This is a genomic window from Pigmentiphaga daeguensis (genome assembly GCF_039523035.1).
GTDB classification, from domain to species: domain Bacteria; phylum Pseudomonadota; class Gammaproteobacteria; order Burkholderiales; family Burkholderiaceae_B; genus Pigmentiphaga; species Pigmentiphaga daeguensis.
Window position 1 is genome coordinate 64,317 of sequence record NZ_BAAAEN010000024.1, and the last position, 24,174, is coordinate 88,490.

25 protein-coding genes are annotated in these 24,174 nt (G+C 63.2%); all 25 read left to right on the forward strand.

Annotation, left to right across the window (positions count from 1 at the left end; genetic code table 11):
- Positions 1-95 precede the first annotated feature (95 nt).
- The gene (locus ABD104_RS24025) at positions 96-875 is read left to right on the forward strand and encodes a PFL_4669 family integrating conjugative element protein (RefSeq protein WP_023912244.1); all 780 of its coding nucleotides are present in this window, start codon (positions 96-98) and stop codon (positions 873-875) included.
- On the forward strand, positions 872-1,420 hold the full coding sequence (locus tag ABD104_RS24030; protein ID WP_023912246.1) for a DUF3158 family protein: 549 nt from the start codon (positions 872-874) through the stop codon (positions 1,418-1,420). The genes ABD104_RS24025 and ABD104_RS24030 overlap by 4 nt, the downstream gene beginning before the upstream one ends.
- Complete coding sequence (locus ABD104_RS24035) at positions 1,417-1,800, forward strand: single-stranded DNA-binding protein (protein WP_004362284.1); 384 nt, start codon at positions 1,417-1,419, stop codon at positions 1,798-1,800. The genes ABD104_RS24030 and ABD104_RS24035 overlap by 4 nt, the downstream gene beginning before the upstream one ends.
- A 294-nt stretch (positions 1,801-2,094) precedes the next feature.
- Positions 2,095-4,110, forward strand: a complete 2,016-nt coding sequence (locus tag ABD104_RS24040; protein ID WP_343928353.1) for a DNA topoisomerase III — start codon at positions 2,095-2,097, stop codon at positions 4,108-4,110.
- Positions 4,111-4,891: 781 nt separating this feature from the next.
- Complete coding sequence (locus ABD104_RS24045; protein WP_031755004.1) at positions 4,892-5,128, forward strand: hypothetical protein; 237 nt, start codon at positions 4,892-4,894, stop codon at positions 5,126-5,128.
- Positions 5,129-5,153: 25 nt separating this feature from the next.
- Complete coding sequence (locus ABD104_RS24050; RefSeq protein WP_003141051.1) at positions 5,154-5,546, forward strand: hypothetical protein; 393 nt, start codon at positions 5,154-5,156, stop codon at positions 5,544-5,546.
- 250 nt (positions 5,547-5,796) lie between these two features.
- Positions 5,797-6,513 (forward strand): DUF5983 family protein, encoded by a 717-nt coding sequence (locus tag ABD104_RS24055; protein WP_011805443.1) that lies wholly within the window; start codon positions 5,797-5,799, stop codon positions 6,511-6,513.
- A 290-nt stretch (positions 6,514-6,803) separates the two neighbouring features.
- A complete protein-coding gene (locus ABD104_RS24060) occupies positions 6,804-7,601 on the forward strand; it encodes a hypothetical protein (RefSeq protein WP_011805442.1) in 798 nt (265 codons plus the stop codon).
- 65 nt (positions 7,602-7,666) lie between these two features.
- The gene (locus tag ABD104_RS24065) at positions 7,667-8,032 is read left to right on the forward strand and encodes a DUF3085 domain-containing protein (protein ID WP_019751269.1); all 366 of its coding nucleotides are present in this window, start codon (positions 7,667-7,669) and stop codon (positions 8,030-8,032) included.
- 344 nt (positions 8,033-8,376) lie between these two features.
- Positions 8,377-8,928: an STY4534 family ICE replication protein gene (locus ABD104_RS24070; RefSeq protein ID WP_019751268.1), complete on the forward strand. Its 552-nt coding sequence runs from the start codon at positions 8,377-8,379 to the stop codon at positions 8,926-8,928.
- Positions 8,929-8,983: 55 nt separating this feature from the next.
- Positions 8,984-9,595 carry a DUF3275 family protein gene (locus ABD104_RS24075; protein ID WP_011805439.1) on the forward strand — a complete coding sequence of 204 codons (612 nt, stop codon included), beginning with the start codon at positions 8,984-8,986 and terminating at the stop codon, positions 9,593-9,595.
- 89 nt (positions 9,596-9,684) lie between these two features.
- Positions 9,685-10,050 (forward strand): hypothetical protein, encoded by a 366-nt coding sequence (locus tag ABD104_RS24080; protein WP_011805438.1) that lies wholly within the window; start codon positions 9,685-9,687, stop codon positions 10,048-10,050.
- A gap of 85 nt (positions 10,051-10,135) precedes the next feature.
- The gene (locus ABD104_RS24085) at positions 10,136-10,786 is read left to right on the forward strand and encodes a hypothetical protein (RefSeq protein WP_011805437.1); all 651 of its coding nucleotides are present in this window, start codon (positions 10,136-10,138) and stop codon (positions 10,784-10,786) included.
- A gap of 65 nt (positions 10,787-10,851) precedes the next feature.
- A complete protein-coding gene (locus ABD104_RS24090; RefSeq protein ID WP_343928354.1) occupies positions 10,852-11,961 on the forward strand; it encodes a DUF6094 domain-containing protein in 1,110 nt (369 codons plus the stop codon).
- A gap of 102 nt (positions 11,962-12,063) precedes the next feature.
- A complete protein-coding gene (locus tag ABD104_RS24095; protein ID WP_017462937.1) occupies positions 12,064-12,369 on the forward strand; it encodes a hypothetical protein in 306 nt (101 codons plus the stop codon).
- 99 nt (positions 12,370-12,468) lie between these two features.
- Positions 12,469-14,739 carry a helicase-related protein gene (locus ABD104_RS24100; protein WP_174236860.1) on the forward strand — a complete coding sequence of 757 codons (2,271 nt, stop codon included), beginning with the start codon at positions 12,469-12,471 and terminating at the stop codon, positions 14,737-14,739.
- A 75-nt stretch (positions 14,740-14,814) separates the two neighbouring features.
- On the forward strand, positions 14,815-15,102 hold the full coding sequence (locus ABD104_RS24105; protein ID WP_343928355.1) for a helix-turn-helix domain-containing protein: 288 nt from the start codon (positions 14,815-14,817) through the stop codon (positions 15,100-15,102).
- Between the two features lie 15 nt (positions 15,103-15,117).
- Positions 15,118-15,489, forward strand: a complete 372-nt coding sequence (locus ABD104_RS24110; RefSeq protein WP_138411749.1) for a hypothetical protein — start codon at positions 15,118-15,120, stop codon at positions 15,487-15,489.
- Positions 15,486-17,978 (forward strand): Hsp70 family protein, encoded by a 2,493-nt coding sequence (locus ABD104_RS24115; RefSeq protein ID WP_138411748.1) that lies wholly within the window; start codon positions 15,486-15,488, stop codon positions 17,976-17,978. The genes ABD104_RS24110 and ABD104_RS24115 overlap by 4 nt, the downstream gene beginning before the upstream one ends.
- A gap of 3 nt (positions 17,979-17,981) precedes the next feature.
- The gene (locus ABD104_RS24120; protein ID WP_138411747.1) at positions 17,982-19,418 is read left to right on the forward strand and encodes an ATP-binding protein; all 1,437 of its coding nucleotides are present in this window, start codon (positions 17,982-17,984) and stop codon (positions 19,416-19,418) included.
- Positions 19,419-19,996: 578 nt separating this feature from the next.
- On the forward strand, positions 19,997-20,749 hold the full coding sequence (locus tag ABD104_RS30360; protein WP_425543357.1) for a peptidoglycan-binding domain-containing protein: 753 nt from the start codon (positions 19,997-19,999) through the stop codon (positions 20,747-20,749).
- Complete coding sequence (locus tag ABD104_RS24125) at positions 20,750-22,780, forward strand: hypothetical protein (protein ID WP_337141473.1); 2,031 nt, start codon at positions 20,750-20,752, stop codon at positions 22,778-22,780.
- A gap of 31 nt (positions 22,781-22,811) precedes the next feature.
- Entirely contained in the window at positions 22,812-23,456 is a 645-nt protein-coding gene (locus ABD104_RS24130; protein ID WP_023912262.1) for a hypothetical protein, read from the forward strand.
- Positions 23,457-23,465: 9 nt separating this feature from the next.
- The gene (locus tag ABD104_RS24135; protein ID WP_019751259.1) at positions 23,466-23,954 is read left to right on the forward strand and encodes a hypothetical protein; all 489 of its coding nucleotides are present in this window, start codon (positions 23,466-23,468) and stop codon (positions 23,952-23,954) included.
- Between the two features lie 17 nt (positions 23,955-23,971).
- On the forward strand, positions 23,972-24,174 hold a 203-nt coding region (locus tag ABD104_RS24140), incomplete at its 3' end, for a hypothetical protein (RefSeq protein ID WP_343928356.1).

Sequence of the window (24,174 nt, forward strand, 5' to 3'; positions counted from 1 at the left end):
CAAACCGGGCGCACGCCGATTGCGGTTTGTTGACTGACGGCCTTCCGGGCGGTGCCGATGCTGGCGACTCGTTCCGTTAATGCGAGTCGTCACCCATGGCCAATGAACCCCTGCAACTGAATCTCGGATCGCTGCGCAGCGCGATGTCGCTGACGCTGCACACGCACCACGCTTCGCGCATCTGGCACGGCCGCGCGCCGACCGAGGGGCGCCCCGGCATCATCGGACTCAACGGCTATATCGGCGCCATGAACAAGATGAAGCGCGGCGCCGAGCAGGACGACCCGTACTCGGACTGGTGGATGTTGCGGATCGAGGACAAGCTCGCCGACACCAGGACCCGTCTGCAGACCCTGCGCGAACAGGTGGATCAGGCCTTGGCCGACGTGCCAGCGGCGCTGTCGCTGGGCGAGAACATGAACGTGCAGCCGGTGAAGCTGCCGCTGTTCGTCAATGCTCAGCTCGGTTTCATGGCGGTGTACCTGCTGGCCGACTACGACGACCTGGCACGCAAACTCATCCTGGCGCACCACACGGCGCTGATCGACCGCAGCACCTTGGAGCGCTGGCTCAATGATGGCGCGCACGCGCTGCGCAGCCTGTTCTCGCTGGCCCAGCAGTACCGCTACTCGGGCACGACGCGCGACGACTTCGCGGCGAAGAACGCCGCGGCGCGAGCGGCGCTGGAGAAGTTCGGCGAGCTGCCGCAGGACGTGCTGGAAGGCACGCGCCGCTCGCGCTTCGCGCCACCGATCGCGCGGCGGACGACCAAGCCCGGCACGCCGCCTGCTGCGCCCGCCATCGAGCCCGATGCGCCGGCTCACACGGATGGCGCAGCCGATGGTGCGGCGGGCGATGAGGGTACTGACGCATGACGGCATCGCCCCCCATCAGCCAATCCACGCGCTTCGTGGCGCTGGAACAGGCGGACTTCCAGCGGCTGGAACACGCAGGCTACCTAAAAGGCCTTTTACAGCCTTTTAAGGGTAAGGGGAGTCTGGAGACCTGGGCCAGCCAGTGCGCGGCGCTGCGCGACGACGTGATTGGCCTGGCGCAGCGGCGCGTGCTGCCCCGGGCGCGCGCCTACCCCTTCAGCCTGCTCCACGTGCAACTGGCCCAGCAGGCCACTGGCGCAGGGACGACCTTCCTGCGCTGGCGCAACCTCGACCGTTCCTCCATGGGCGTGGCGTTGTGGGAGGCCCTGCTGGCCAACCCCGCGACGCCGGCCTCGCTGATCGACGAGCTGTACGCGATGGAACTGCAGCGCATCGTGCTGAACATGCAGATCAGCCTGACCCACAGCATCGCTCGCCAAGCCCTGGAATGCGCCAGCAAGGCCGCCCAGGCCGAAGCGGCTTACCTGCGACGTGTCCACGGGCATACCGCGGCCGTTCCACCCACCACCAAGGAGTCACCATGAGCACGCACTTCGTCGGCGAGGGCAACATCGGTTCTGCGCCGGACTACCGCGAATTCCCGAACGGCAACGACGAGCCGCGCCGGCTGCTTCGCCTCAACGTCTATTTCGACAACCCGATCCCGAAGAAGGATGGCGAATACGAGGATCGCGGCGGTTTCTGGGCACCGGTGGAGCTGTGGCACCGCGATGCCGAGCACTGGAAGACGCTGTACCAGAAAGGCATGCGGGTGCTGGTCGAGGGCCGCACCGTGCGCGACGAATGGGAGGACGCCGACGAGAATGAGCGCGTCACGTTCAAGGTCGAGGCCCGGCGCGTGGGCATCCTGCCGTACCGCATCGAGTCGGTGGCGCTCAGCGCCAAGCCGGCCGGCGGACAGTAGTTCGCCCATCGCCGCTCCCCCGAGGGCGGCTGTAGCAACCGTCATACGCCCGCGATGCACCAGCGAGCTATCCCCAAGGGATAGCTCCAAGGTCGTCCACAGAGTTCCAGCCGCCCTCCCGAAACGACGCTCTTGCTGTGCCAGCTCCTGCGGTCTATGCGCACTGCTGCGGCAACGGACCGCCTGCCGATCACAAAGCGGTGTCTGCATCAATCGGCTTCCTTGCTGCCGGCATCTCCTGGCCCCGCCAAGCTGACGCCCATCCGATGAACCGCACATTTTCAAGGAGGCTTCATGCGCGTGTTCCTGTGCGAGAAGCCGTCCCAGGGCAAGGACATCGCCCGTGTGCTGGGTGCCGGCCACCGCGGCAACGGCTGCTACAGTGGCGCCGGTGTCGTCGTGACCTGGTGCATCGGTCATCTGGTGGAGGCGGTTCCGCCCGAAGGCTACGGCGATCAATACAAGCGCTGGGCCATCGAGCAACTGCCTATTCTTCCTGAGCGTTGGCGTGTCGAGCCCAAGGCGGCGACCGCGGCGCAATTCAAGGTCGTGCAGCAGCTCGTCGCCAAGGCGGGCGAGCTGGTGATTGCGACCGACGCCGACCGTGAGGGCGAGATGATCGCCCGCGAGATCATCGACCTGTGCGGCTACCACGGGCCGATTCAGCGCCTGTGGCTGTCGGCGCTCAACGATGCGTCGATCCGCAAGGCGCTGGGTGCGCTCAAGCCGTCCGCCGAGACGCTGCCGCTGTACTACTCGGCCCTGGCCCGCTCGCGTGCCGACTGGCTGATCGGCATGAACCTGAGCCGGCTGTTTACGCTTCTAGGTCGGCAGGCCGGCTACACCGGCGTGCTGTCGGTGGGGCGCGTGCAGACGCCGACGCTGAAGTTGGTGGTGGATCGTGATCGCGAGATCGCGCGCTTCGTCTCTGTGCCGTATTGGGCCGTGGACGTGCTGCTATCCCATGCCGGCCGGTCCTTCACCGCGAGCTGGATACCGCCCGAAGGCAGCACCGATGCAGCGGGTCGCTGCCTTCAGCAGCCGGTGGCGCAGCAGGCTGCGGATTGCATTCGCGCCGCACGCGATGCGCAGGTCGTGTCGGTGGACACCGAGCGCGTGCGCGAGGCACCGCCGCTGCCGTTCGACCTGGGCACGCTGCAGGAGGTGTGCTCCAAGCAGTTGGGCCTCGACGTGCAGGAGACGCTGGACATCGCGCAGGCGCTGTACGAGACGCACAAGGCGACGACCTATCCGCGCAGCGACTCGGGATACCTGCCCGAAAGCATGCTCGCGGAAGTGCCGGCGGTGCTCGATGCACTGCTCGCCACCGATCCCAGCCTGCGGCCCTTGATCGGCCAGCTCGACCGCAACCAGCGTTCGCGCGCCTGGAACGACGGCAAGGTGACGGCTCACCACGGCATCATCCCGACGCTGGAGCCCGCCAACCTGTCGGCCATGAACGAGAAGGAACTGGCCGTCTACCGGCTGATCCGCGCTCATTACCTCGCGCAGTTCCTCCCGCACCATGAGTTCGACCGGACGGTAGCGCAGTTCTCGTGCGGCAGTCAGTCGCTGGCGGCCGTGGGCAAGCAGATCGCCGTCACCGGCTGGCGCGAGGTGCTGGCGACGTCGGGGCCGGACGATGCCGACGGCGAGGATGCGCAGCGCAGCCAGGTGCTGCCGGCGCTGCATGCGGGCCTGTCCTGCCCGGTCGGCAAGGTGGATCTCAAGGCGCTGAAGACGCTGCCGCCCAAGCCCTACACGCAGGGCGAGCTGATCAAGGCCATGAAGACCGTCGCCAAGTTCGTGACCGACCCGCGGCTGAAACAGAAGCTGCGAGATACCACCGGCATCGGCACCGAGGCGACACGCGCCAACATCATCAACGGTCTGATCGGTCGCGGCTACCTGGTCAAGAAAGGCCGCGCCGTCCGCGTTTCCGACGCGGCATTCACGCTCATCGACGCGGTGCCCTCGGCCATCGCCGACCCCGGCACCACGGCGGTGTGGGAGCAGGCGCTGGACATGATCGAGGCCGGCCAGATGGCGCTGGACACCTTCATCGAGAAGCAGTCCGTGTGGGTCGGTCAGCTCGTGCAGCAGTACCGCGGCGCAACGCTCTCGCTCAAGCTGCCGCCGGCGCCGGCCTGCCCGCAGTGCGGCGCACCGATGCAGCAGCGCACGGGCAAAAGCGGCGCGTTCTGGTCCTGCTCGCGCTACCCGGACTGCAACGGCACGTTGCCGATCGAGTCCCCGACGGGCCGGCGCAGCGCACCGCGCAAGCGGCGCGCTGCCTCCAAGGCGTCCTGATCCTCGCTTCCCCCTGCCGCGCCGGCCCTTCACTGGCGGCGAGGCAAACGTCCCGCACCGCGCGGGACTCCAAAGCGCGCGTCTCCTTCTGCAACGGTGTGCGCGCCCCGTCTGCCCGCCATCGGGCGACGGGGCGAGAAGGTCATTGCTCCACGAATCGCGCCCGCCGCCATTCCCTTGATCGGTGTGCCTTGCCTCGGTCACGAGGGGCTTCCTGACGCCTTGCCGCCGCGCGAGCCGTGAGGAGGCCCCTTGGGCCGAGGGTATTCCGTGCCGGTGCCCGCCGGCGAAACATCGGGCTCCCTTTGTGTGTGGATGCACGCCAGAGGTTTCCGGCCCCAGCCACGAAACGGGCCGGGTGCGATTGCTGACGCAGCGAACGGCTTTGACGACGGCCTGCGCTGACGCAGCCCACAGGTGGTTTTCCTTCCTCTCCAGCCGAAGGCCCGCGTGGCCTTCGGCGCCCTGGTCCTTGCCTTGTCCCGTGACGCGGGCCATTGCCCTAAAAGCGGACCGTCCGCGATTCGGTTTTCCCTGCGACGGCAGCCATGCCTCGCGCCCATCCTCACGCCATGCGTTGCTGACAGTCGTCAGCGGCATGCCCTGGCAGTCCCGGTCTTCAAGACTGCAACGCGGTTCGCCGCGTCGACCGATCCAGTCCGCTTCGCATCGCCCACCGCGGACGCTCGCCGGCCTGGCGACGATGCACTTTTCTCAACCACCCGAGGGGAACTCCATCCTCTACGGGATGCGTGCTCCTCGACCCACCAAGGAGCACGGCATGTCTGAACCTTCTGCATCTTCCTCTGCAACCGCAGTGCGCAGTGGTGCGCTGGCGCTGGCCTGGACCGGCAAGCGTTTGCCGCTACAGGTGCTGCGCAGCGCGGCCGGCCACTACATCGGCACGCAAGACGACGAAGGCCCGGTATCGCGGGAGTCCGTCGAGTATTTCCCGACCCACCTCGCAGCACAGCGCGCCCTGGGTACCCATGCCTGGACACAGCGCGCTCACCCCTGATTCCCACCCTTCAAGGAGTTCTCTCATGAATCTGTCTTTACCCGAAGACGTGCTCGATCAGATGGCGCTGGAACAGGCGCACTTCGACGCTGCACCGCAGGCCTTCTTCGAGGCCTGGAAGCGCGGCGCGCAGATCGCCGGCCACGAGTGGTTCGGCGACGGCACACGCGAAGGTCTGCAGCGTGCCACCACCAAGTGGGACCTGCGGCCCAACATGCTGATGCTCAACGACGCCTTGGGCGTGCTGAGCAGCGGTCAACGCATGTTCCTGTCCGCGATGGTGAGCTTCTACAACTCCCGCGAGGGCGGCGCGATGCTCAAGCGTTGCGGCTTCGAGGGGCTGTCCGACTTCGGCGGCCTCGATCTGGAGCGGCGCCAGGTCATCGCCGACCTCACGCTGCACTACAACGGCTGGTGAGCCGCGCCTGGCAACCCGCCGTCTTTTCATCCCACCCCACGAGGGACATGCGTCCCCGTTCGGGGCCATGTCCCTCCTTCCTTTCGCAGGAGCGGCCATGTCCCGAATCAGCATCTTCCACTGACCTGCACCGCCCGCCACCAGGGCGGCCCGACGCCGCGGCCGGCTGACCGGCTGCCACTTCATCCACTCGCTGGGGTTCAATCCCCGGCAGGGGATTGCCTCGGCCATCCTCTGCTGGAGGAATCCCATGTCTCATTCCAAAAAACCCTTCGTCCGCGGCTACGATGGCCTGTCCGTGCAGCGGCTGCTGGCGATTTCCTACGACGACGACTGCCCGCTGAGCTATCTGCCGCTGCACGTCTCGCAGTCGCACCTGCCGGACAGCCAGGTCGAGCGCCATGCCTGCGTCTTCTGCGACGACTTCGCGCTGATCACCGAGGGCCAGAACGTGCCGCCCGAGCTGGACGCGCAGTGCCCCAGCCACGGTATCGCCCGAAACCTCGTCTACGCCGTCATGGCCGAAGAAGCCGGCCAGCCGCTGCACGTCGGCGATACCTACTCCGAGGAAGCCGCGCGCGAGGTGGTACGCCGCCTGCGCTTCGAGACCGGGTTCTACAGCCGTGCCTGGGAAATCAGTTCGGCGCACATCACCGAGGAGGCCGGTCGCTTCCTCGCCGAACTGGCGGACATCGCCACGCCGAGCGGTTTTCTGTTCGTGGCCTTCCGCATTCCCTACAGCCCGGCGGTCGGCGTGAAGCTGGTCGCCACGCCCTGGACGGATGCGAACCTGCAGCATGTCGAGGGCATCACCGCCGAAGAGCTGCGGCAGGAGCACCGGGCCAAGGGCGTGCCGGAGTCCCTCGTGGAAGTGTTGCACCTGGCTGCGCTCGCCGACGTTCGCATGTTGGTGTTCGATGCCGACGCGCCAGTGCTGGACGGGCTGACGCTCTACGACGACGAGTAACCCGCAACCCATTCGAGCCCCCACGTCGGGGCTCTTCTTTTTCGCGGAACGCGGTGCCGGCGCATTGCCGATTCCCAACGGACGGTCGCCGCCATGTGCCGCACGCTGGCCGCATGTTCGCTGGCGTTGCCGGCAGCATGCCCAGGCAGTCGAGACCTTCAAGACTGCGGCGCGGTTCGCCGTGCTGGTTGCTTCGTTCTCCGGGCGCACCCGCGTCCATCCACCTCACCCTCAAGGGACAGACCTCCCTTGCGGGCGGGAGTCCCTTGGTTGCCACAAGGAGTCTCCCCATGGATACCCAAGCCATCCGCGCACAGATGCCGACGCTCGTTGTCGGTCATGTGCCTTCCAACGTCCGTTCGTTCAAATTCAACATCTTCGACGGCCAGCCCAAGGTTTCGACGCTGGGCTTTCACATCGACCCGAAGCCTTTCGAGGGCAAGGTCATCGCCACCACCGACGAGGCCATCGTCGTCAAGACGGGACGAGCCGAGTTCGCGGTGCTCGATCGCACGCTCGTGACCGAAGTGCCCGACGAGGGCGCCAAGGTGCAGGTCGAACCCTATGTCAGACGCCGCTTCGACGGTCAGCGGGCGGACACGCCCGAGGAGCAGACCGAGTTCACCGCCGACGGCCAGCCCTACACGGTGAAGCGGTTGGTGCTCGGGTCCGCACCGGCGAAGCTGCCGATTCCCAAGCCCCGCTGCCCCGAGCTGCAGGAACTGGTCGACCAACTGGAGCAGTTGCCCGCTCCCGACGGTTTCCGGCGCGTCACCCACATGCTGGTGGATGCCGGCGCGCGGGACATCACCTGGGTCGATCCGCTGCCCGCCGACATCATCCGCACGCCGCCGGCCATCGGCTTCACCGTCGCCACGACGAAGTTCCAGGGTCGCGTCACCGTGCTGTATGAGCGTGGCCTCGACCTCTACGCGGTGGAGCTGCACCGCGACGGCGAGCTGGTCGAACGGGTCGATGAGGTGTTCTTCGACACCCTCGGCGAGACGCTGGAACGGCTGATCGACGACGGGAGTTGGCGGCGCATCCGCGTGCAGTGCCTGTCGTGTCGTAAGGCTATCCGGCACTGATCTCACAGCAGCTTCCCGCCCTCGCGGCGGGAAGCCTCTTTTCCTGCCCCCTGGAGATCACACCCATGACTGTTCGATTCAAAGGCACGGAGCTGCGGCCCGTGCTCGCCGAAGCGGTGGCGAATCAATGCCGCGTCATCCTGGTCAAGGATCAGGGCGTGTACTTCCTGGCCGAGTGCGGCGAGCGCCGACCCGATGGTCGCCAGAAGACCATCGCCTATGCCGCTGGCTGCAACCCGGATGTCGATGCCTTCGATGACTGGTGGGAGCTGGCGCGCGCCGAGTTCGGTGGCGACGACTTCGGCGAGTTCTTCGATCCGCAGGAGGGCGTGTTTGCGCGCATCCTGCACAGCGAGGACGACCTCGACGTGTCCGCCACCGCGACACACCTGTCGCTGCAGGCGGTTCCTTCCACGCCCAGCGGCAACTGACCGCCCATCCCTGGCCCCCGCTCCGGGGGCCTCTTTCTTCCCGGCAATGCGGACAGCCGCGAGTGCCGATTGCCGCTCGCCTGCGCGCCGTCCCGGCGCCACGCTTCCGGCCATGTTCCGCTGACGTCCGTCAGCGACATGCCCAGGCAGCCACGATCTTCAAGGCTGCGATGCGGTTCCGACCGCGTTGATCACTCCAGTTCGCACCGGCATCCATGCGCGAACGGCCATCGGTTCTCGATGGCGATGCCACCAAGCTGTTCCATCAACCCACGCGGGGGTTCCACACCTTCCCCGCCTTGGGTCGGGTGTGTCTCCGCCTCATTGTTCCCAGGAGATTCACCATGACCACTTCCACCGAAAAGTCCTACTTCGATCTGCACATCACCGGCCTCGGGTATCTCAATCGCATCCGCGAAGTGAAGCCCAAGAAAGGCGATGCGTTCCTGGCCTGCGACATCGCAGCCCTGAACGGTCCCAGCGATGACGTCTCGTATGTGCGTTTCGACACGCGCGTATCGGGATCGGAAGCTCAGCACCTGGTGCGCCGCTGCATTCAGGCGGTCGACGCCGAGAAGAAGGTGATGATCGGCTTCCGCCTGGGCGACCTGTGGACCGACACCTTCACCTACTCCAAGGGCAAGCGTGCCGGCGAGCAGGGTGTGAGCCTCAAGGCCCGCCTGCTGTTCGTCAGTTGGATCAAGGTCGACGGCAAGCTCGTCTACAAGGCCGAACCCAAGCCGACCGAGACCGACGAGCGGGACCCGGAAGTCCCTGTGACGTCCGACGCGCCCGCCGCGCAGCAAGCCTCGGCACCGGAGCCTTCCGAGCCCGTCGCCGATGCTGCCGACGACGCTGCCGATGCCCCCGCATTGGCCGTTGCCGAGTCGTTCTGATCCGCAAGGCCCCATCCTCGGGGCCTTGTCCTCTCTTCGCCCGCAGGAGGCCTTCATGATCACCATCCCCGGCCAACTGGCCATCAAGACCATCCACGGCAGGAACGGCGACTTCAACGTCGGCCGCCTGGCGACCTCGATCGGCGAGTTCGTCGTGAAGAACGCCGAACTCGATCAATACCGCGAGGGCAAGTACGACGGTGATTTCGTCATCGTCGAGATTCGCCCATCCACGTACAACGCCAACGGCCGCATGGTCATCGAGATCCGCGCCCATCTGGGCGGGATGACGCTGTCCAACATCGACGCCCTGAGCCGCGACGAAGCCCGCCGGCTGAGTCCGCAGGAAGTCGATCCGATCGACGAGGAAGCGCAGACGCCCCAGCCGGCATCGCCCCCGGCCAAGCCGAAGGCGAAGCCGCGCAGTCCGCGCGATCCCCTGGTCGATACCACGCCGTTCGGCAGCGAACCGGGTCCCGTGTCCGCTGCGGCCTCGGCCGAGGCAGACGACGCGGCGCTGTTCGGTGCCTTGTGGCCCCTGGGCGAGACCGTGAAGCTCGATGCGACCGTGGATCGTCGTGTGCTGCGTCAGCAGCGCGACCGTCTCGACAAGCTGGGCTACGAGTTCGCTCCGCTGTCCCAGGACTGGCACCTCCAAGCTGCCTGATCCATCCGCCGCCTTGCGCGGCATTCCGCCACCCGCCGGGGTTCTCCCCCGACGGGGAGGGCTCCGGCCATTTCTTCAAGGAGACCTTCATGGGCTGGACCTTCGTACGTCAGACGCGCGATCGGTTGATCCGCGAGCTGATCGCTCCGCAGGCGTCCGAACACGCTTGCTGCGAAGTCATCGACCACACGCTGGACGGCGACGTTCTGTGGACCGTGGTTCGCGTCACCGCCAGGCAGGCGGGCGTCATGGGCCTCGTGGCCGGTGAGTCCGTCTGCTACATCGGCTGCCATCTGCTGGAAAGCTCGGGCGGCGATTGGGGCTACAAGTCCCTCGACGAGTCCGTGCATCCGTACTACTACTCGTGCCCGCTGCGCTATCTCGACATGGCGCCGGTGCAAAGCCCTGAGTGGCGCGAGCGGGTTCACCGCTTCCACGCGGGGCGCGCTGTCTAGCGGCACGCATCTTCCTTCCACCCAACCGGGGCGAGCATGGCCCCGCGGGCTGTGGTTGCTCCTTCATTTTCAAGAGGACATCACCATGCCTGCACCTTCTTCCGCGAAACCGCTGTACCGCATCGACGAATGCCCCGACCTCATGGCCGACGGTTGCGTCGGTGACGAGCAGGGCAATCTCGTCTTTCTCTCGATCTGGGCGCGCGACACCGCCGTTCAGGAGTTCCTCGCCCGCCTGACCCTCGGCCGGGATGAACAGGGACTGGATCAGTTCCACGTCATCACCGAGCAGGGCGCATCCATCCCGGTCTTCGTCGGCAACGTCGAGGACCTGGAAAAGCGCATCACCCGTGCCTATCGGCGAACGCTGTTCGGTTCGCTGACGAATGTGTGGCTGTTCGATCGTCGCTGCGTGAAGCCAGACAAGGCCAACGCCAGCGCGCTGGCGCTTCTGCCCAGGGATTCCGCTCACCGGCTCGACCGGCTGTGGACGCTGGTGCAGGACACCTGCCCGCTGCCACTGCTCGACCACTGGCGCGACACCGTGCTGGAGGTGTTGCAGACACGGCGGATGCTGACCGGTCTTCCCTTGGCCCTCGGGCCGCTGGAAGGCCATCGGCTGGCCCTCGATGTCCCGGCGCTGACGAAGGCGTTGGGCGAGCTGATCCGCAACGGCACCCTCGGCGCCACGCAGTACGAACTGGCCGCGAACGCACCGCTTCGGCGTGTGGCGTGAGCCATCCCCACGGGCATGCGCGCCGCGCGTGCCCGCCTTCCCTCATCCATCACCAGGAGAAATCCATGACACTCATGTTTCCGCGCCTGGCGCGCAATTTCATCCGTAACGGCTACTTCCCCACCGACGAACCGACGCTGGAGCGGGCCTTGTCCGCACTGGCGCCGTCTCCCGGCGCCATGTCCATCCTCGATCCCTGCGCCGGCGAAGGCGTGGCGATCGCCGAAGCCGCTCACGCCCTCGGGCGCGAGCAGGTCCAGGCCTTCGCCGTCGAGTACGACGCCGAGCGCGCCCGCCACGCACGGCAACTGGTCGATCGCTGCATCCAAGGTGACCTGATGGACACGCTGATCTCGCGCCAGTCCTTCGGGCTGCTGTGGCTGAACCCGCCGTATGGCGACCTGAGCAAGGACGTGAACGGCAACATCGGCTATCAGGGCCAGGGCCGTGCGCGGCTGGAGAAGCTGTTCTATCAGCGGGCGCTGCCGCTGCTGCAGTACGGCGGCGTGCTGATCTTCATCGTGCCGTCCTACGTGCTCGACGCCGAACTGGTCGGATGGCTGACGCGCCACTTCGCCGACCTGCGCATCTACCGTGCAGTGGAGACGCAGTTCAAGCAGGTGGTGATCTTCGGTCGCCGGGTTCGCCAGCGCGACCAGGCGTCGGAGTCGGCCAACGCCGTGCGCGGTCTGCTGCTGCAGATCGGACAGGGTGACGCCGAAGCCGAGGAACTGCCGCTCGAATGGCCGTTCCTGCCGTACACCGTCCCTGCCAGCCCGGCCGAGCCGGAGCACTTCTATCGCGTGACGATGGAGCCCGAGCAGTTCGCCGATGAAGTCGGCCGGCTACAAGGACTCTGGCCGGCGCTCGATATGCACCTGGGCGCCGCGCAGCAATCGCTGCGTCCACCCGCGCGGGCCTTGTCGCACTGGCATCTCGCCCTGGCTTTGGCCGCAGGCGCGATCTCCGGCGTAGTGAAGTCCAAGAGCGCGCGCGTGCTCGTCGTCAAAGGTGATACCCACAAGGAGAAGACCCTCCAGACGGAATACACCGAACGCGACGACGGCTCCGTGGCCGAGACACGCATCCTCACCGACAAGTTCGTGCCGGTCATTCGTGCATGGGACTTGACGCTGGGCTCGCCCACGTGGGGCGAAGTGCTGACCATCCGCTGATCGCTGTTCCCTGACGGTTCGCCGTCGCTTTCATCCACCCACCGGGGTCACGTTGCCCCGATGGGGGTGCCGTGGCCCCTTCTTCCAGAAGGAGAAACCACCATGGCACTCGCAGTCCTCAACCTCGCGTCACAAGCACGCTTTTCGCCCGGGCAGGTGGTCATGACCGCCGGCGTCGACGAGCTGGTCCGACAGGGTCGGCTCAACCCCACGCCGTACCTGCGCCGCCATCTTCATGGCGAATGGGGCGACCTGAGCGACAGCGATCGGCGGCAGAACGACGCCGCGCTGAAGTCCGGCGAGGATCGTCTGTTCTCGTCCTACCAGGTCACGTCCGACCAGAAGCTCTGGATCATCACCGAATGGGATCGCAGCGTCACCACACTGCTGCTGCCCAGCGAATACTGATCCGCATCCAGCGGTCTCGCGCCGCTTCTTTCTTCCCACCCAGGGGCATGTCACCGCCCCGTGGGGGAGGTGCATGCCCCATTGCTTTGGAGCATCACCATGTCCCTCGATCTCGAAACTGTTCCCGAAACCGCTGTGCAGGGCGACCTGCTCGAAGCGGCCGCTTCACCTCTCACGCTCAGCCTGCAGGACTTCGTATCGGAGTTCGGCGACGAGCTGCTCGATTCGCTCAACCGCGCCAATCCGCCGGTCTACACCGGCCAGGTGCGGGTGCATCGGCAACTGATCCTCGCCGCGCTCAAGCGCAAGCTGTTCCCGGCGCAAGCCGATGTGGTCCACGCCGTCACCGAGCTGTTGGTCGATCGCGGCGAACGCGCCGCGATCGTCAACGGCGAGATGGGCTGCGGCAAGACGACGGTGGGTATTGCCACCGCCGCCGTGCTCAACGCCGAAGGCTACCGCCGCACCCTGGTGCTCTCGCCACCCCACCTGGTCTACAAGTGGCGGCGCGAAATCCAGGAGACGGTGGCCGGTGCCAAGGTCTGGGTGCTCAATGGCCCGGACACGCTGGTCAAGCTGCTGAAACTGCGCGAGCAGTTGGGCGTGCCGGCGCAGGGCCAGGAGTTCTTCGTCCTCGGCCGCGTGCGGATGCGGATGGGGTTCCACTGGAAACCTGTCTTCGTTCGCCGGCGCACGCCTCACGGCGACGTGGGGGCCTGCCCGGCTTGCGGGCACGTCATCACCGACCTCGACGGCGAGCCGATCAACCCGGTCGAGCTGGAAGCCGAGGAGTCCCGCCGCAAATGCAGCCACTGCCGTGCACCGCTGTGGTCGTTGATCCGTCCCAGAGGTCTGTCCGCCAGCGACCAGTCCTCGACCGTGCTCAAGGCGCTGAAGCGTATTCCAACCATCGGGGAAGTCACCGCGCAGAAGCTGATGCAGAAGTTCGGCGACGCCTTCCTCGCGTCGATGCTCGGGGACAATATCCACGAGTTCATCAACCTGATGGATGGCAACGGCGAGCTGGTCTTCTCGGACCGGCAAGCCCATCGCATGGAACGTGCGATGGCCAACATGGAGTTCGGCTTCGGCGAGGGCGGCTACCAGCCGTCCGAGTTCATCAAGAGGCAGCTTCCCCAAGGCACGTTCGACCTGCTCATCGCCGACGAGGCGCACGAGTACAAGAACGGCGGCTCCGCTCAGGGCCAGGCCATGGGGGTGTTGGCGGCCAAGGCGCGCAAGACGCTGCTGCTCACCGGCACACTGATGGGCGGCTACGGCGACGACCTGTTCCACCTGCTGTTCCGAGCCCTGCCGGGGCGGATGATCGAAGATGGCTACCGGCCGACGAAGAACGGCAGCATGACGTCGGCCGCGATGGCGTTCATGCGCGATCACGGGGTGCTCAAGGACATCTATTCCGAGAGCACCGGCACGGCGCACAAGACAGCCAAGGGCACCAAGGTATCGGTGCGCACGGTCAAGGCGCCGGGTTTCGGTCCCAAGGGCGTGCTGCGTTGCGTCCTGCCGTTCACGGTCTTCCTCAAGCTGAAGGACATCGGCGGAAATGTGCTGCCGCCCTACGACGAGGAGTTCCGCGAAGTCGCGATGGACACGGCGCAAGCTGCGGCCTATCGCGATCTGGCGGGTCGCCTGACCCAGGAGCTGAAGCAGGCCCTGGCGAAGCGCGACACGACGCTGCTCGGTGTGGTCCTCAACGTGCTGCTGGCTTGGCCGGACTGCTGCTTCCGGTCGGAAACGGTGGTGCATCCGCGCACGCGCAACACCTTGGCCTTCGTCCCGGCTCAGTTCAACGAGCTGGAGGTGATGCCCAAGGAACGCGAGCTGATCGAGATCTGCAAGCAGGAGAAAGCAGAAGGTCGCAAGACCCTGGTCTATTCGGTCTACACCGGCACCCGCGACACCACGTCGCGTTTGAAGGTGCTGCTGGAGCAGGAAGGCTTCAAGGTGGCGGTACTGCGCGCGAGCGTGGATGCCTCCCGCCGCGAAGACTGGATCGCCGAGCAGTTGGACCGTGGCATCGACGTGCTCATAACCAATCCCGAGCTGGTGAAAACCGGCCTGGACCTGCTGGAGTTCCCGACCATCGTGTTCCTCCAGTCCGGCTACAACGTGTATTCGCTGCAGCAGGCCGCCCGGCGCTCATGGCGCATCGGCCAGAAGCAGCCGGTGCGCGTGGTCTACCTCGGCTACGCCAATTCCTCGCAGATGACCTGCCTGGGGTTGATGGCCAAGAAGATCATGGTGTCGCAGAGCACATCGGGCGACGTGCCCGAATCCGGACTCGATGTCCTGAACCAGGACGGCGACTCGGTGGAGGTGGCACTGGCCCGGCAGTTGGTGCATTGAGCGTTGCTGAACTTGGCGGCCCCTTCGGGGGCCGCTTCCTTTTTACAGCAAAGCCCTCGGGCAGCACACAGCGGGGTGACCGCCGTGACGTATGTCATTGCTGCCCTGAAAATTCTGCACTATTCTGTCATAGTTTTACCTAGACTGGCCATCACCATGCCTACAAGTACCAGCGAGGGCGAGATCCTCACCCTCAAGCAGGTCGCAGAGTTCCTGAAGGTCACGGACCGGACGATCTACAGGCTGGCCGCAGCCAAGAAGATCCCCGCGTTCAAGGTTGGTGGGACATGGCGGTTCTCCAAGGCGGAGATCACTGAATGGATTCAGCAGCAAACGCAGGGCGGAAAAGCCGATAAGACGTAACCACAGGAGGATTTGATGACCCAGCAGGCCGAAAGCAGTGAGCAGATGGAGCAATCCCTGATCGACATCGCTGTCGAGAGTTGGCGTTTCTCGCGTCTGTTCGGAAAGGTCGTCAGCAAACTCGATGCGGGTGAGTCGGGCCGTTATGTCAATCAGCTCCGCTACTTCCAGAAGAAGGTCGAGGAGAGCCTCGACTCGAGTGGCCTCAAGCTGGTCAACGTCGAGGGGCAGCACTACGACGCGGGTATGGCGGCATCTGCTTTGAACCTCGGGGACTTCGGCCCTGACGACGTGTTGCTCGTCGATCAGATGGTGGAGCCAATCATCATGGGGCCGAACGGCCTGCGCAAACAAGGCACGGTAATGCTCAGGAAGGTGGAAGCATGAAGTACGTCGGTATCGACCTGGGCACGACCAACAGTGCCATCTGCTCTTTCGACGGCGAGTCGATCCGGCTCTACAAGAGTCCAGAACAGCACGACGTCACGCCGTCGGCCATCTTCATTGACCGGCGTGGCAACAAGTACGTCGGCTCGCGCGCCTACAACAATGCTGCCCGCAACCCCGACAACGCGGCGGTGCTGTTCAAGCGGCTCATGGGTACGAGCACGCCGGTCAAGCTGCCGGCGGTGAACCTCACCATGACACCAGAGGAATGCTCTGCCGAGGTGCTGCGTGCGCTGTACGGCTACCTGCCGGAAGAGATCCGGGGCGATGGCGACACCGGTACCGTCATTACGGTTCCAGCCGCGTTCAACCAGATGCAGAAGGACTCGACGATGGCTGCCGCTGATGCGGCTGGGCTCGGGCGAGTGGCCTTGATGCAAGAACCGGTGGCCGCCGTGATGAGCGTCATGCGGCAGCGAAAGAATGACGGCGTGTTTGTCGTTTATGACCTCGGCGGTGGAACGCTCGACATCGCAATTGCAGAGAGTATTTCCGGTCGCGTGACACTTCTCGCGCACGGTGGCATCGCCATGTGTGGCGGTCGCGACTTCGACCGGATTCTGTTCGACAACATCGTGAAGCCGTGGCTGCTGGAAAACTTTGATCTTCCGGAAGACTTGACGACCAATCCACAGTTCAAGTCCCTGCTGCGTATGGCCACATGGGCGACAGAGAAGGCAAAGATCGAGTTGTCGCAGAAGGAAGAGGCCGTCGTCAGTCTGCCCGAGACCGAACTCGGTGTCCGCGATCAGGCGGGTGAGGAGATTTACATCGATATCACCATTGATCGCAAACGATACGACGGTCTGATCGGGCCGAAGGTGGAAGAGACCATAGTGTCCGCCCGCGAAACCCTCGAAAAGGCTGGATTGAGCCCACACGACGTCGAGCGTGTTGTCTTTGTGGGTGGCCCAACCCACTACAAGCCTTTGCGTGACAAGGTGGCCTTCGAGCTCGGTATCGCGCCGTCCACCGATGTGAACCCGATGACCGCCGTTGCGGAAGGCGCAGCGGTCTTCGCCGAGTCCATCGATTGGGCGTCGCAAAGCCGTGGACGCAAGAGCGCCCGAGGAGCCATCAGCGCCGGTGGCGCGCTTGATCTGTCGTTCAACTACATCGCGCGCACGCCGGACTCGAAGGCAAAGATCGTCGCCAAACTGGGAAGTTCTGCTCCGGCTGGAGTCGAGTTTCAGATTGACAGTCTGGACACCGGGTGGTCTTCCGGACGCATCGCCCTGAAGGATGGCGCAGGTATCGAACTCAACCTGACCAAGCCTGGCGACAACACCTTCAAGGTGTTTGTGTTCGATTCCAACGGCGGGCCCGTATCGCTGCGTGAAGACAAGATTGTCATCGCACGCACCGCCTCCAGCATCGATGCGATCCCGGCATCGCATTCCGTCGGCGTGGAAGCGCGCGACAAGGTGGGTGGTCGCTTGAGCTTGGATTATCTCGTTCGGGAGGGCGATCAGCTACCCAAGAAAGGCAAGAAGACTTTCAAGGCGGGCGAGTCTCTCAAGGCTGGAAGTGCTGGGTCGATCAAGTTCAAGTTGTGGGAGGGCGACATCTCCGACCCCATCAACGACAACCGATTCATCGGCATGTTTGAGATCAAGGGAACGGATTTCGACGACGGTGTCATCGCCGCTGGCGCGGAGCTGATCTGCGAGTACGAAGTGCTCGACTCCGGCAACATCGTTCTGGAGGTTTCAGTCCCTTCAATCAGCGGTTCGTTCCAGAGCGGGCGTAACTTCTACTCCAGCCAGGAAGGCAAGGTCGACTACACCAACCAGGCGAAGAACATCCAGGAGCAGTCGGACCACACCTTGCAGCGGCTTGACGAGATGGCATCCAAGGTCGATGACCCACGTCTGGAGCAGGCTCGGGAGAAGCTGGAGCAGGCGGGCACTATCAAAACTGACGAGGCCGACCCCGAGACGGCCAAGCAGGCGATGGATCACGTTCAGGAGGCCAAACGGCTGCTGGCGCTGACCCGCAAGGAGCATCTGAAGGACATTCGCCAGCTGGAACTGGACAAGGCAGTCGATTTCTTCGACAAGGTGGTGCGCCAGCACGCCAGACCCACCGAAGCCTCGTCTTTCGACAACTTGGTCAAGACGGCGCAGCGCGCGATTGACAACAACAGTGGCGACTTCGAGTCGCACCTGGATGATCTGCGCAGTCGCAACTTCATGATCCTGTGGCGTCAGGACTGGTTCGTCATCGAGCGCTTCAAGTGGCTGGCCGAGGATACCTACCTCTTCCCAGATGCCCGCGAGCATGCCCAGCTGGTGGCTGCGGGAGCGGAGGCGTTGAAGGCCAATGACATCGACAAGCTTCGTGCCGTAGTAGCCCATCTCGACTCCATCCGCATCGGTTCTGCGGGTGAAGACGACATGCTTGCTGGCGCGAACATCGTGCGGAGTTGACCCATGGCACTCGACGCGTGGCTTCCCATCGGTTTCAAGTTGCCCGACGGTGCGAAGGCGCGCGTCACCCTGTTTGAAGGGGCAGACTGGCAGATCCTTGAGACCCAAGGTGGTGGGCGGGCGCTCGTCGTACGCGACGCACTGGTGGAGCATTGGCTAGATGCCGGGCTGATCGATGACGGGACCTTCAACGCCTTCCAGTTCGGCGATCAGCAGCTTCGGTCCATCTCCTGCGGTCCGAGCCAGACGCTGTGCCCGGTCAGCGAGGCGAAATCACCCGATACCAAGGTCGAGGCGCTCGCCTTCGCTCTTGCATTGAAGGCAACACGCGATATCGATGCGGATTCGGCGCTCCAGGATGCGCTCTACGTTGAGAAGATCACGCGGCTGCTGCCAACCTACAGCATCAGCTCCCGAACTGGCGATGACGTCGTGCTCGGCTACTGGCTGACAGGCGGCACCAGCATTCCGGCCACGTCCTTCCGCCGTCTCCGCCAGACCATGAGCTGGCTGGGCGCGAGCCACCTGAAGGATGTCGTGCAAGCAGCGGGCTTCGAAGTCGCGGAAATCATTCCGTTGGAGCGCAAGCCAGCGGCGCCTGCCGAGAAAACGGAAGCTGCTCCTGCCGAGAAGGTGGCGGAAGTCAAGCGCGCCGAGCCGGAGCCCAACAAGGTCTTCGAACTCGCGGGGCGTCCCGAACTGGCGACCTTCTTCAACGAGCACATCGTTGACATCATTCTGCACCGCGACCGCTACAAGGCGCTTGGCATCGAATTCCCATCAGCCGTGATCCTGTACGGCCCTCCAGGCACCGGCAAGACCTTCGCGGTCGAGCGACTGGTTGATTTCCTCGGCTGGCCGAGCTTCCAGATTGACGCATCCAGCGTGGCCAGCCCTTACATCCACGAGACCAGCAAGAAGGTCGCACAGGTGTTCGACAAGGCGATGGAAAACGCGCCATCAGTTCTCGTGATCGACGAGATGGAGGCGTTTCTTGCTGACCGCGAAATGGGATCGGGCCATCACCGCGTCGAAGAGGTGGCTGAGTTCCTGCGGCGCATCCCGGAGGCCGTGAAGAACGAGGTATTGATCATCGCGATGACGAACCGGATTGACATGATCGACCCCGCCATCCAGCGCCGGGGACGCTTCGATCATGTCATCAAGGTGGACTTTGCAAGCGAGCTCGAGGTGCTGTCGCTGCTGGACAAGCTGCTGTCAGCTTTGCCGAAGGAGTCAGACGTGGACTCCAAACCGCTGGCGCAAGAACTCGCTGGACGACCGTTGTCCGACGTTGCTTTCGTTGTGCGGGAAGGTGCAAGGCTCGCAGCACGCTCTGGCAAGGAAAGGCTGGACCAGGCCAGTCTGCTGGCGGCTTTGCGCACGACACCTGCACGGGAACGTGAAGGCGGCGAAAAGCGGCGCATAGGATTTATCTAAGGGAGACAGTGGTGGCAGCGGAGGAAGAAAACAACAAGAAAAATGAAGGCAAGGGTTTCGCCGGCCTTTCATCGCTCGTGTCCGACGTGGACACGACACCGCCCCCTCCTGCACCCAAGACAGAATCGGCCGGCTCGACGAAATCCACCGAACGCCCAGACTCGGAAGCTCCTCGACCGCAGCAGCCGACTCAGCGTCAGGCGTATCAAGAGCCTCCGCAACCGTCTTCTGGCTCGTCTGGGGGCAAATGGATACTGGGCATAGCTGCCGTCGTTGGCCTGCTTTTGCTCATTGGCCAGTCCAACAAGAACACTCCGTCTCCGTCTCCGTCTCCGTCTCCGTCTCCGGCTCCCGCTCCCGCCTACTCACCGCCCGCGCAGAGTGCAGCGCCGAGCTATTCGCCGCCTGCTCCACCGCAAGCCCCCTCCGGGCCACAAGAATCAAAGCCGCCAGTTGGTCAGGACTTGGTGTTTTCAACGGCTCAGATTCGGTATTGCCTGGCCGAAGACATCCGCATGGAGGGCGCGAAGGCCGCTCTCAACAACTACAGCGACTCCGATGTCGATCGTTTCAATGCCATGGTGGCTGACTACAACAGTCGCTGTGGCCGTTTCCGCTATAGAAGCGGTGCTTTGGAGAGCGCACGCCGAGACGTTGAGCCGTATCGGGGTCAACTTCAGGCAGAAGGAAGGAGCCGATTCGCTCGCGATCCATCCACTGGCTCCCTGTCGGCACCAGCAACGGCGCGTCCTGTTGCGGATGAGACGGTACGTGCCGTTCAGCAGAAGCTCAATGAGCTTGGCTACAGCGCCGGCCCCGCCGATGGGCTGATGGGAAGGGGCACTCGCGCCGCCATCATCGCTTTTCAGCAAGACAGAGGCCTGGCTACAACTGGCGTAGCAGACCAGACGTTGCTGTTTCAGCTTCGGCAGGTTCCTTCAGGTTCCGCTCGCGGTTCGGGTGTCAACGCCCCGGTCGTCCAGGACCCCCCATCACGATCTTCGCCATCCGCGACTGCACCACTGTTCGTTCCTCCAACGCCAAGCGTGCAGAGATCAGGCCCTCCAGCCAATTCCTGGGTGTCAGGCTCGAACTGGTATTGCAACGATGGTTACAAAAAGGTCGGCAACAGTTGCGAGAAATTGAATGTGCCTCGTAATGCTTGGGTGTCCGGCTCCAATTGGTACTGCAATGATGGATTCAAGAAAGTTGGAGACCAATGTGAAGCTCTCAACGTTCCTGCTAACGCTTGGGTGTCTGGCTCCAACTGGTACTGCAATGATGGGTATCGAAAGGTTGGCGAAAAGTGCGTTTCCGTCTACGAGCGATGAGTGAGTTCTGGAATGGCAATTTGTTTTAAATGTGGTTCAGAGAAGTCAGGTGCATTGCTCGCCTGCGGTGCTTGCGGAACCACTCCTCGATTAAACAGCGAGCTGGCTTTGTCACTCGTGCTTACTGATCACCTCTCGTCGAAAACGCAGCTGGCACATTACAGCCACGAGCTTCGCAATCATTTGAAGCTTTCCGTGCCAGCTGATGCTTTGGCTCAGGCGCAAGAAGCTTTGAAGGACCCGCAGCTTATGGCGATGCTTGGTGCTCAACCGGCATCAGACGCATCTGCGAAGCCCGTGCCAACAACGGCATCTTCCCGCCCAGTTGCTGCACCTCCTGCGCAACTGGCCAGGAATTCCCCATCTCCGCGAGCCCGAGTTCAACGCACACTGAAAACAACCGCACTCCATCAGACGCCCTTCGCGATTCTCGGTGTGACCACCCGCGACGACCGCAGGCGAATCGTTGAATTGGCTGAAGAGAAGTCTTTGGAGCTGGACCACGATGTCTGCCAGAAGGCACGCTCTGATCTAACGAATCCACGCACCAGGTTGAGCGCGGAGATCGCATGGCTTCCCGGCGTTTCTCCGCGAAAGGCATCCCAGCTCGTTGAAAACCTGCTCCATGATCCTATGGCGGTCAGGGAGGAGTCTGGCTTGCCCACGCTTGCACACTTGAATTTGCTTGCCGCCGCCTTCGAGGCGGTGGATAGCGAACACGATGCGGAAGATCTGGCGAGTTTCATTCAGGAGGTTGCTTACCTCGTGGATGAGATCGATCCCGAAGATGTCTTGCGCGACATCAATGAAGACCGTGCCGTCTCCGGCTTCCCGGAGGTCCGGGCACTCGACCAAATCGAAGCCGAACTGGCGGAACGTAAACGGTACTATCGCAGCGCCATCAAGGACGCCCTCGACAGGCTGCCACCGACGACGCTTGTGCAGGTCATGACGGACACGGTGGAGGAGGTTACGTTGGGCGGCGAGGATCACGCGCCCGAACTGATCGATGACCTCGTCGATAGCTACGAAGTGGAAACCCAGGGCTTTCTTCAGAAGGAAGCTGAGAACGTCCACAAGCTGATCAAAGCCGCCCGTGACTCGGCGAACTCGGGTGAAGCTGCCGTCAAGCCGTATGTGGACAAGCTTGATGCCGTGGCACGTAATTGGGACAAGGTCGCACAGCCTATCCAGCTGAGTGCCAAAGCGCGCGGCATCGATCATGAAGCAAGCCGTGACCTGGCCTACGAGATACGTAGCCTCGCCATCGACCTGTTCAACACGCATGACATGTTGACGCAGGCCCAACGGCTGACTGGCCTGCTTCAAGAGTTGTTTGCCGAGCTACCTGAAGTATCTGAGCGCGTTGAGCAGGATGCGGATGCGCTTGCCGATATCTTCCATGAGCGGAAGCAGGCGGTAGCACGCAGAGACGAATGGGCGCGTGAGATCACCTATCGCGCTGAAATTGGTGTGATGTTCAAGGACACCCTGAGTATTTCGCCCGATGGAATCTCATGGAAAGGGCAGAGTTTTTCTTTGGATTCGATCACTCGAGTTCGCTGGGGTGGTGTGCGCCACTCCGTCAACGGCGTGCCGACGGGGACGACCTACACCATTGCCTTCGGAGACAAGCGCTCGGAGGCGGTTGTCGAGCTAAAGAAAGAGGACATCTACAGCAAGTTTATCGACAAGCTCTGGCGAGCCGTGTGCGTTCGCCTGCTGGGTGAGATGCTGGAAGCGCTGAAGGATGGGCGGGACCTGTACTTCGGCGACGCACTCCTTCACGACGATGGCATCACCCTGGTGAGGCACAAATTTCTGGGTGCCAATGAAAGGGTGCGGTGCACGTGGGGGCAGGTGCAGATATGGAATGCTGATGGATCGTTCTGCATCGGGTCCAAGGACGACAAGAAAACCAATGTCGGCATTTCCTACATTCACGTCGCAAACACGCACATTCTGGAGCAGCTCATTCGCATGGCTTTCAAGAAGCCCGGACTGCGCCGACTGAGCGAACTGCTGCAATGACGTAATCCATTCGACTTTGGGGGCAGCTTATATGGGATTTTTATCAAACCTCTTCGGGGGCAACAAAGAAGACAAGGCGTTACGTGAGGCGCTTGCGCACATCCATCGCATCCTGGATGACGAAAAGTTCCAGTTGGAGCTCGTTCATCCAATGATGAAGGCGATGCTGGAATCTGCGCCTGCCTACGACAAGGACCCGAACGGCTCTGGCCCATTTGGCTTTACTGAGACGAACCCCATCCCGGTTAACGGGCCGATCGGTCAACTGGCATATCTGTCCAGACTCGAAACGCAGTCGGGGCAGCGCATCCTTTTTCATCGCCTCGGGGCCATCGATAAAGTGGACGTGTTTGAGGCCGTGACATTCGACGGAAGCGGATGGTTCATCTTTTTCGTTGACCTCTACCATCCACGGCGCTCGCGCCTGACCCCAGACGGCTTCCGATTCACGAAGGATGTCGCGCAGTTCTCCGGCTTCCACGAGTTCTGCGAGAACTTCCCATACGATTTCGTCGAGAAGAAGGCCTCAGAGCGGGAGTCTGGCTTGAGCATGGCGTACATCGCCATCAGCAAGGTGTCCGACCAAATCCAGAATCGTGTTTTCAACAGGCCACTGGCCCATAAGGCCAAGCTCGACCTCGTGAAAAGCCGCTTGTCGAGCTTCCAGACCCAATAGGCGATGGTCATGAAGAAGACCCTGCTGGCCACGCTTGCCGCATTGATGACCCTTCAGGCCGGGCCAGTTCTGGCTGAAAACTATGAGGTGAGCCTGACCCGCAAGGGCAGCAACGTTTACAAGATCGACGGCAAAGACATCATCATCCAGACGCGCTACTGCTACGTGTATGCCTACTCTGAAGAGGCCATTTTCAAGGCGTCCGGCTACGGCGGAGAGCTAATCTTCTTCGACAGCAAGGACAAGTGCGATGTGAAGGCGGTTTTTGGTCTGTCGAAGCAGAAGGCTGGTAAGTACGTGGTGACGGTCAGTCGTGAAGATGATGATTGGTACGAGGTCCTCGGAACAGATTCGTACATCAAGACATCGACCTGTCTCTCCCTTGCGCTCGGCGAAGAAGCCTACCTGACAATTTCGGCTTCTGGGTTCGGACAACTTCGCTTCGAAGACGGAGACGACTGTATGGTCGAAGGCGTCTATACGAAGCTGCGGCTTTGAAGAGGAGATGAAGAGCCGTGGCTGCTGACGACAAACAAAATGGAAACGCCAAAGGCTTCTCAGGCCTTTCGACACTTGTTTCGGATGTCGACGAAGGCAGCCCAGCCGGCGAGTCCACGCCACAAGTAGTCGGACCTGATTTATTCATTTTCGCAGACGAAGCCGCTGCTGACCGACCCCAGGCCGCTGGGAGCCGCCAAGATCATCGCCTGCCGAACAC

Excerpts from the sequence above, each read along its gene's own strand:
- ABD104_RS24025 (WP_023912244.1), top strand. The coding sequence starts at position 96 with ATGGCCAATGAACCCCTGCAACTGAATCTCGGATCGCTGCGCAGCGCG.
- ABD104_RS24030 (WP_023912246.1), top strand. The coding sequence starts at position 872 with ATGACGGCATCGCCCCCCATCAGCCAATCCACGCGCTTCGTGGCGCTG.
- ABD104_RS24035 (WP_004362284.1), top strand. The coding sequence starts at position 1,417 with ATGAGCACGCACTTCGTCGGCGAGGGCAACATCGGTTCTGCGCCGGAC.
- ABD104_RS24040 (WP_343928353.1), top strand. The coding sequence starts at position 2,095 with ATGCGCGTGTTCCTGTGCGAGAAGCCGTCCCAGGGCAAGGACATCGCC.
- ABD104_RS24045 (WP_031755004.1), top strand. The coding sequence starts at position 4,892 with ATGTCTGAACCTTCTGCATCTTCCTCTGCAACCGCAGTGCGCAGTGGT.
- ABD104_RS24050 (WP_003141051.1), top strand. The coding sequence starts at position 5,154 with ATGAATCTGTCTTTACCCGAAGACGTGCTCGATCAGATGGCGCTGGAA.
- ABD104_RS24055 (WP_011805443.1), top strand. The coding sequence starts at position 5,797 with ATGTCTCATTCCAAAAAACCCTTCGTCCGCGGCTACGATGGCCTGTCC.
- ABD104_RS24060 (WP_011805442.1), top strand. The coding sequence starts at position 6,804 with ATGGATACCCAAGCCATCCGCGCACAGATGCCGACGCTCGTTGTCGGT.
- ABD104_RS24065 (WP_019751269.1), top strand. The coding sequence starts at position 7,667 with ATGACTGTTCGATTCAAAGGCACGGAGCTGCGGCCCGTGCTCGCCGAA.
- ABD104_RS24070 (WP_019751268.1), top strand. The coding sequence starts at position 8,377 with ATGACCACTTCCACCGAAAAGTCCTACTTCGATCTGCACATCACCGGC.
- ABD104_RS24075 (WP_011805439.1), top strand. The coding sequence starts at position 8,984 with ATGATCACCATCCCCGGCCAACTGGCCATCAAGACCATCCACGGCAGG.
- ABD104_RS24080 (WP_011805438.1), top strand. The coding sequence starts at position 9,685 with ATGGGCTGGACCTTCGTACGTCAGACGCGCGATCGGTTGATCCGCGAG.
- ABD104_RS24085 (WP_011805437.1), top strand. The coding sequence starts at position 10,136 with ATGCCTGCACCTTCTTCCGCGAAACCGCTGTACCGCATCGACGAATGC.
- ABD104_RS24090 (WP_343928354.1), top strand. The coding sequence starts at position 10,852 with ATGACACTCATGTTTCCGCGCCTGGCGCGCAATTTCATCCGTAACGGC.
- ABD104_RS24095 (WP_017462937.1), top strand. The coding sequence starts at position 12,064 with ATGGCACTCGCAGTCCTCAACCTCGCGTCACAAGCACGCTTTTCGCCC.
- ABD104_RS24100 (WP_174236860.1), top strand. The coding sequence starts at position 12,469 with ATGTCCCTCGATCTCGAAACTGTTCCCGAAACCGCTGTGCAGGGCGAC.
- ABD104_RS24110 (WP_138411749.1), top strand. The coding sequence starts at position 15,118 with ATGACCCAGCAGGCCGAAAGCAGTGAGCAGATGGAGCAATCCCTGATC.
- ABD104_RS24115 (WP_138411748.1), top strand. The coding sequence starts at position 15,486 with ATGAAGTACGTCGGTATCGACCTGGGCACGACCAACAGTGCCATCTGC.
- ABD104_RS24120 (WP_138411747.1), top strand. The coding sequence starts at position 17,982 with ATGGCACTCGACGCGTGGCTTCCCATCGGTTTCAAGTTGCCCGACGGT.
- ABD104_RS30360 (WP_425543357.1), top strand. The coding sequence starts at position 19,997 with ATGGTGGCTGACTACAACAGTCGCTGTGGCCGTTTCCGCTATAGAAGC.
- ABD104_RS24130 (WP_023912262.1), top strand. The coding sequence starts at position 22,812 with ATGGGATTTTTATCAAACCTCTTCGGGGGCAACAAAGAAGACAAGGCG.
- ABD104_RS24135 (WP_019751259.1), top strand. The coding sequence starts at position 23,466 with ATGAAGAAGACCCTGCTGGCCACGCTTGCCGCATTGATGACCCTTCAG.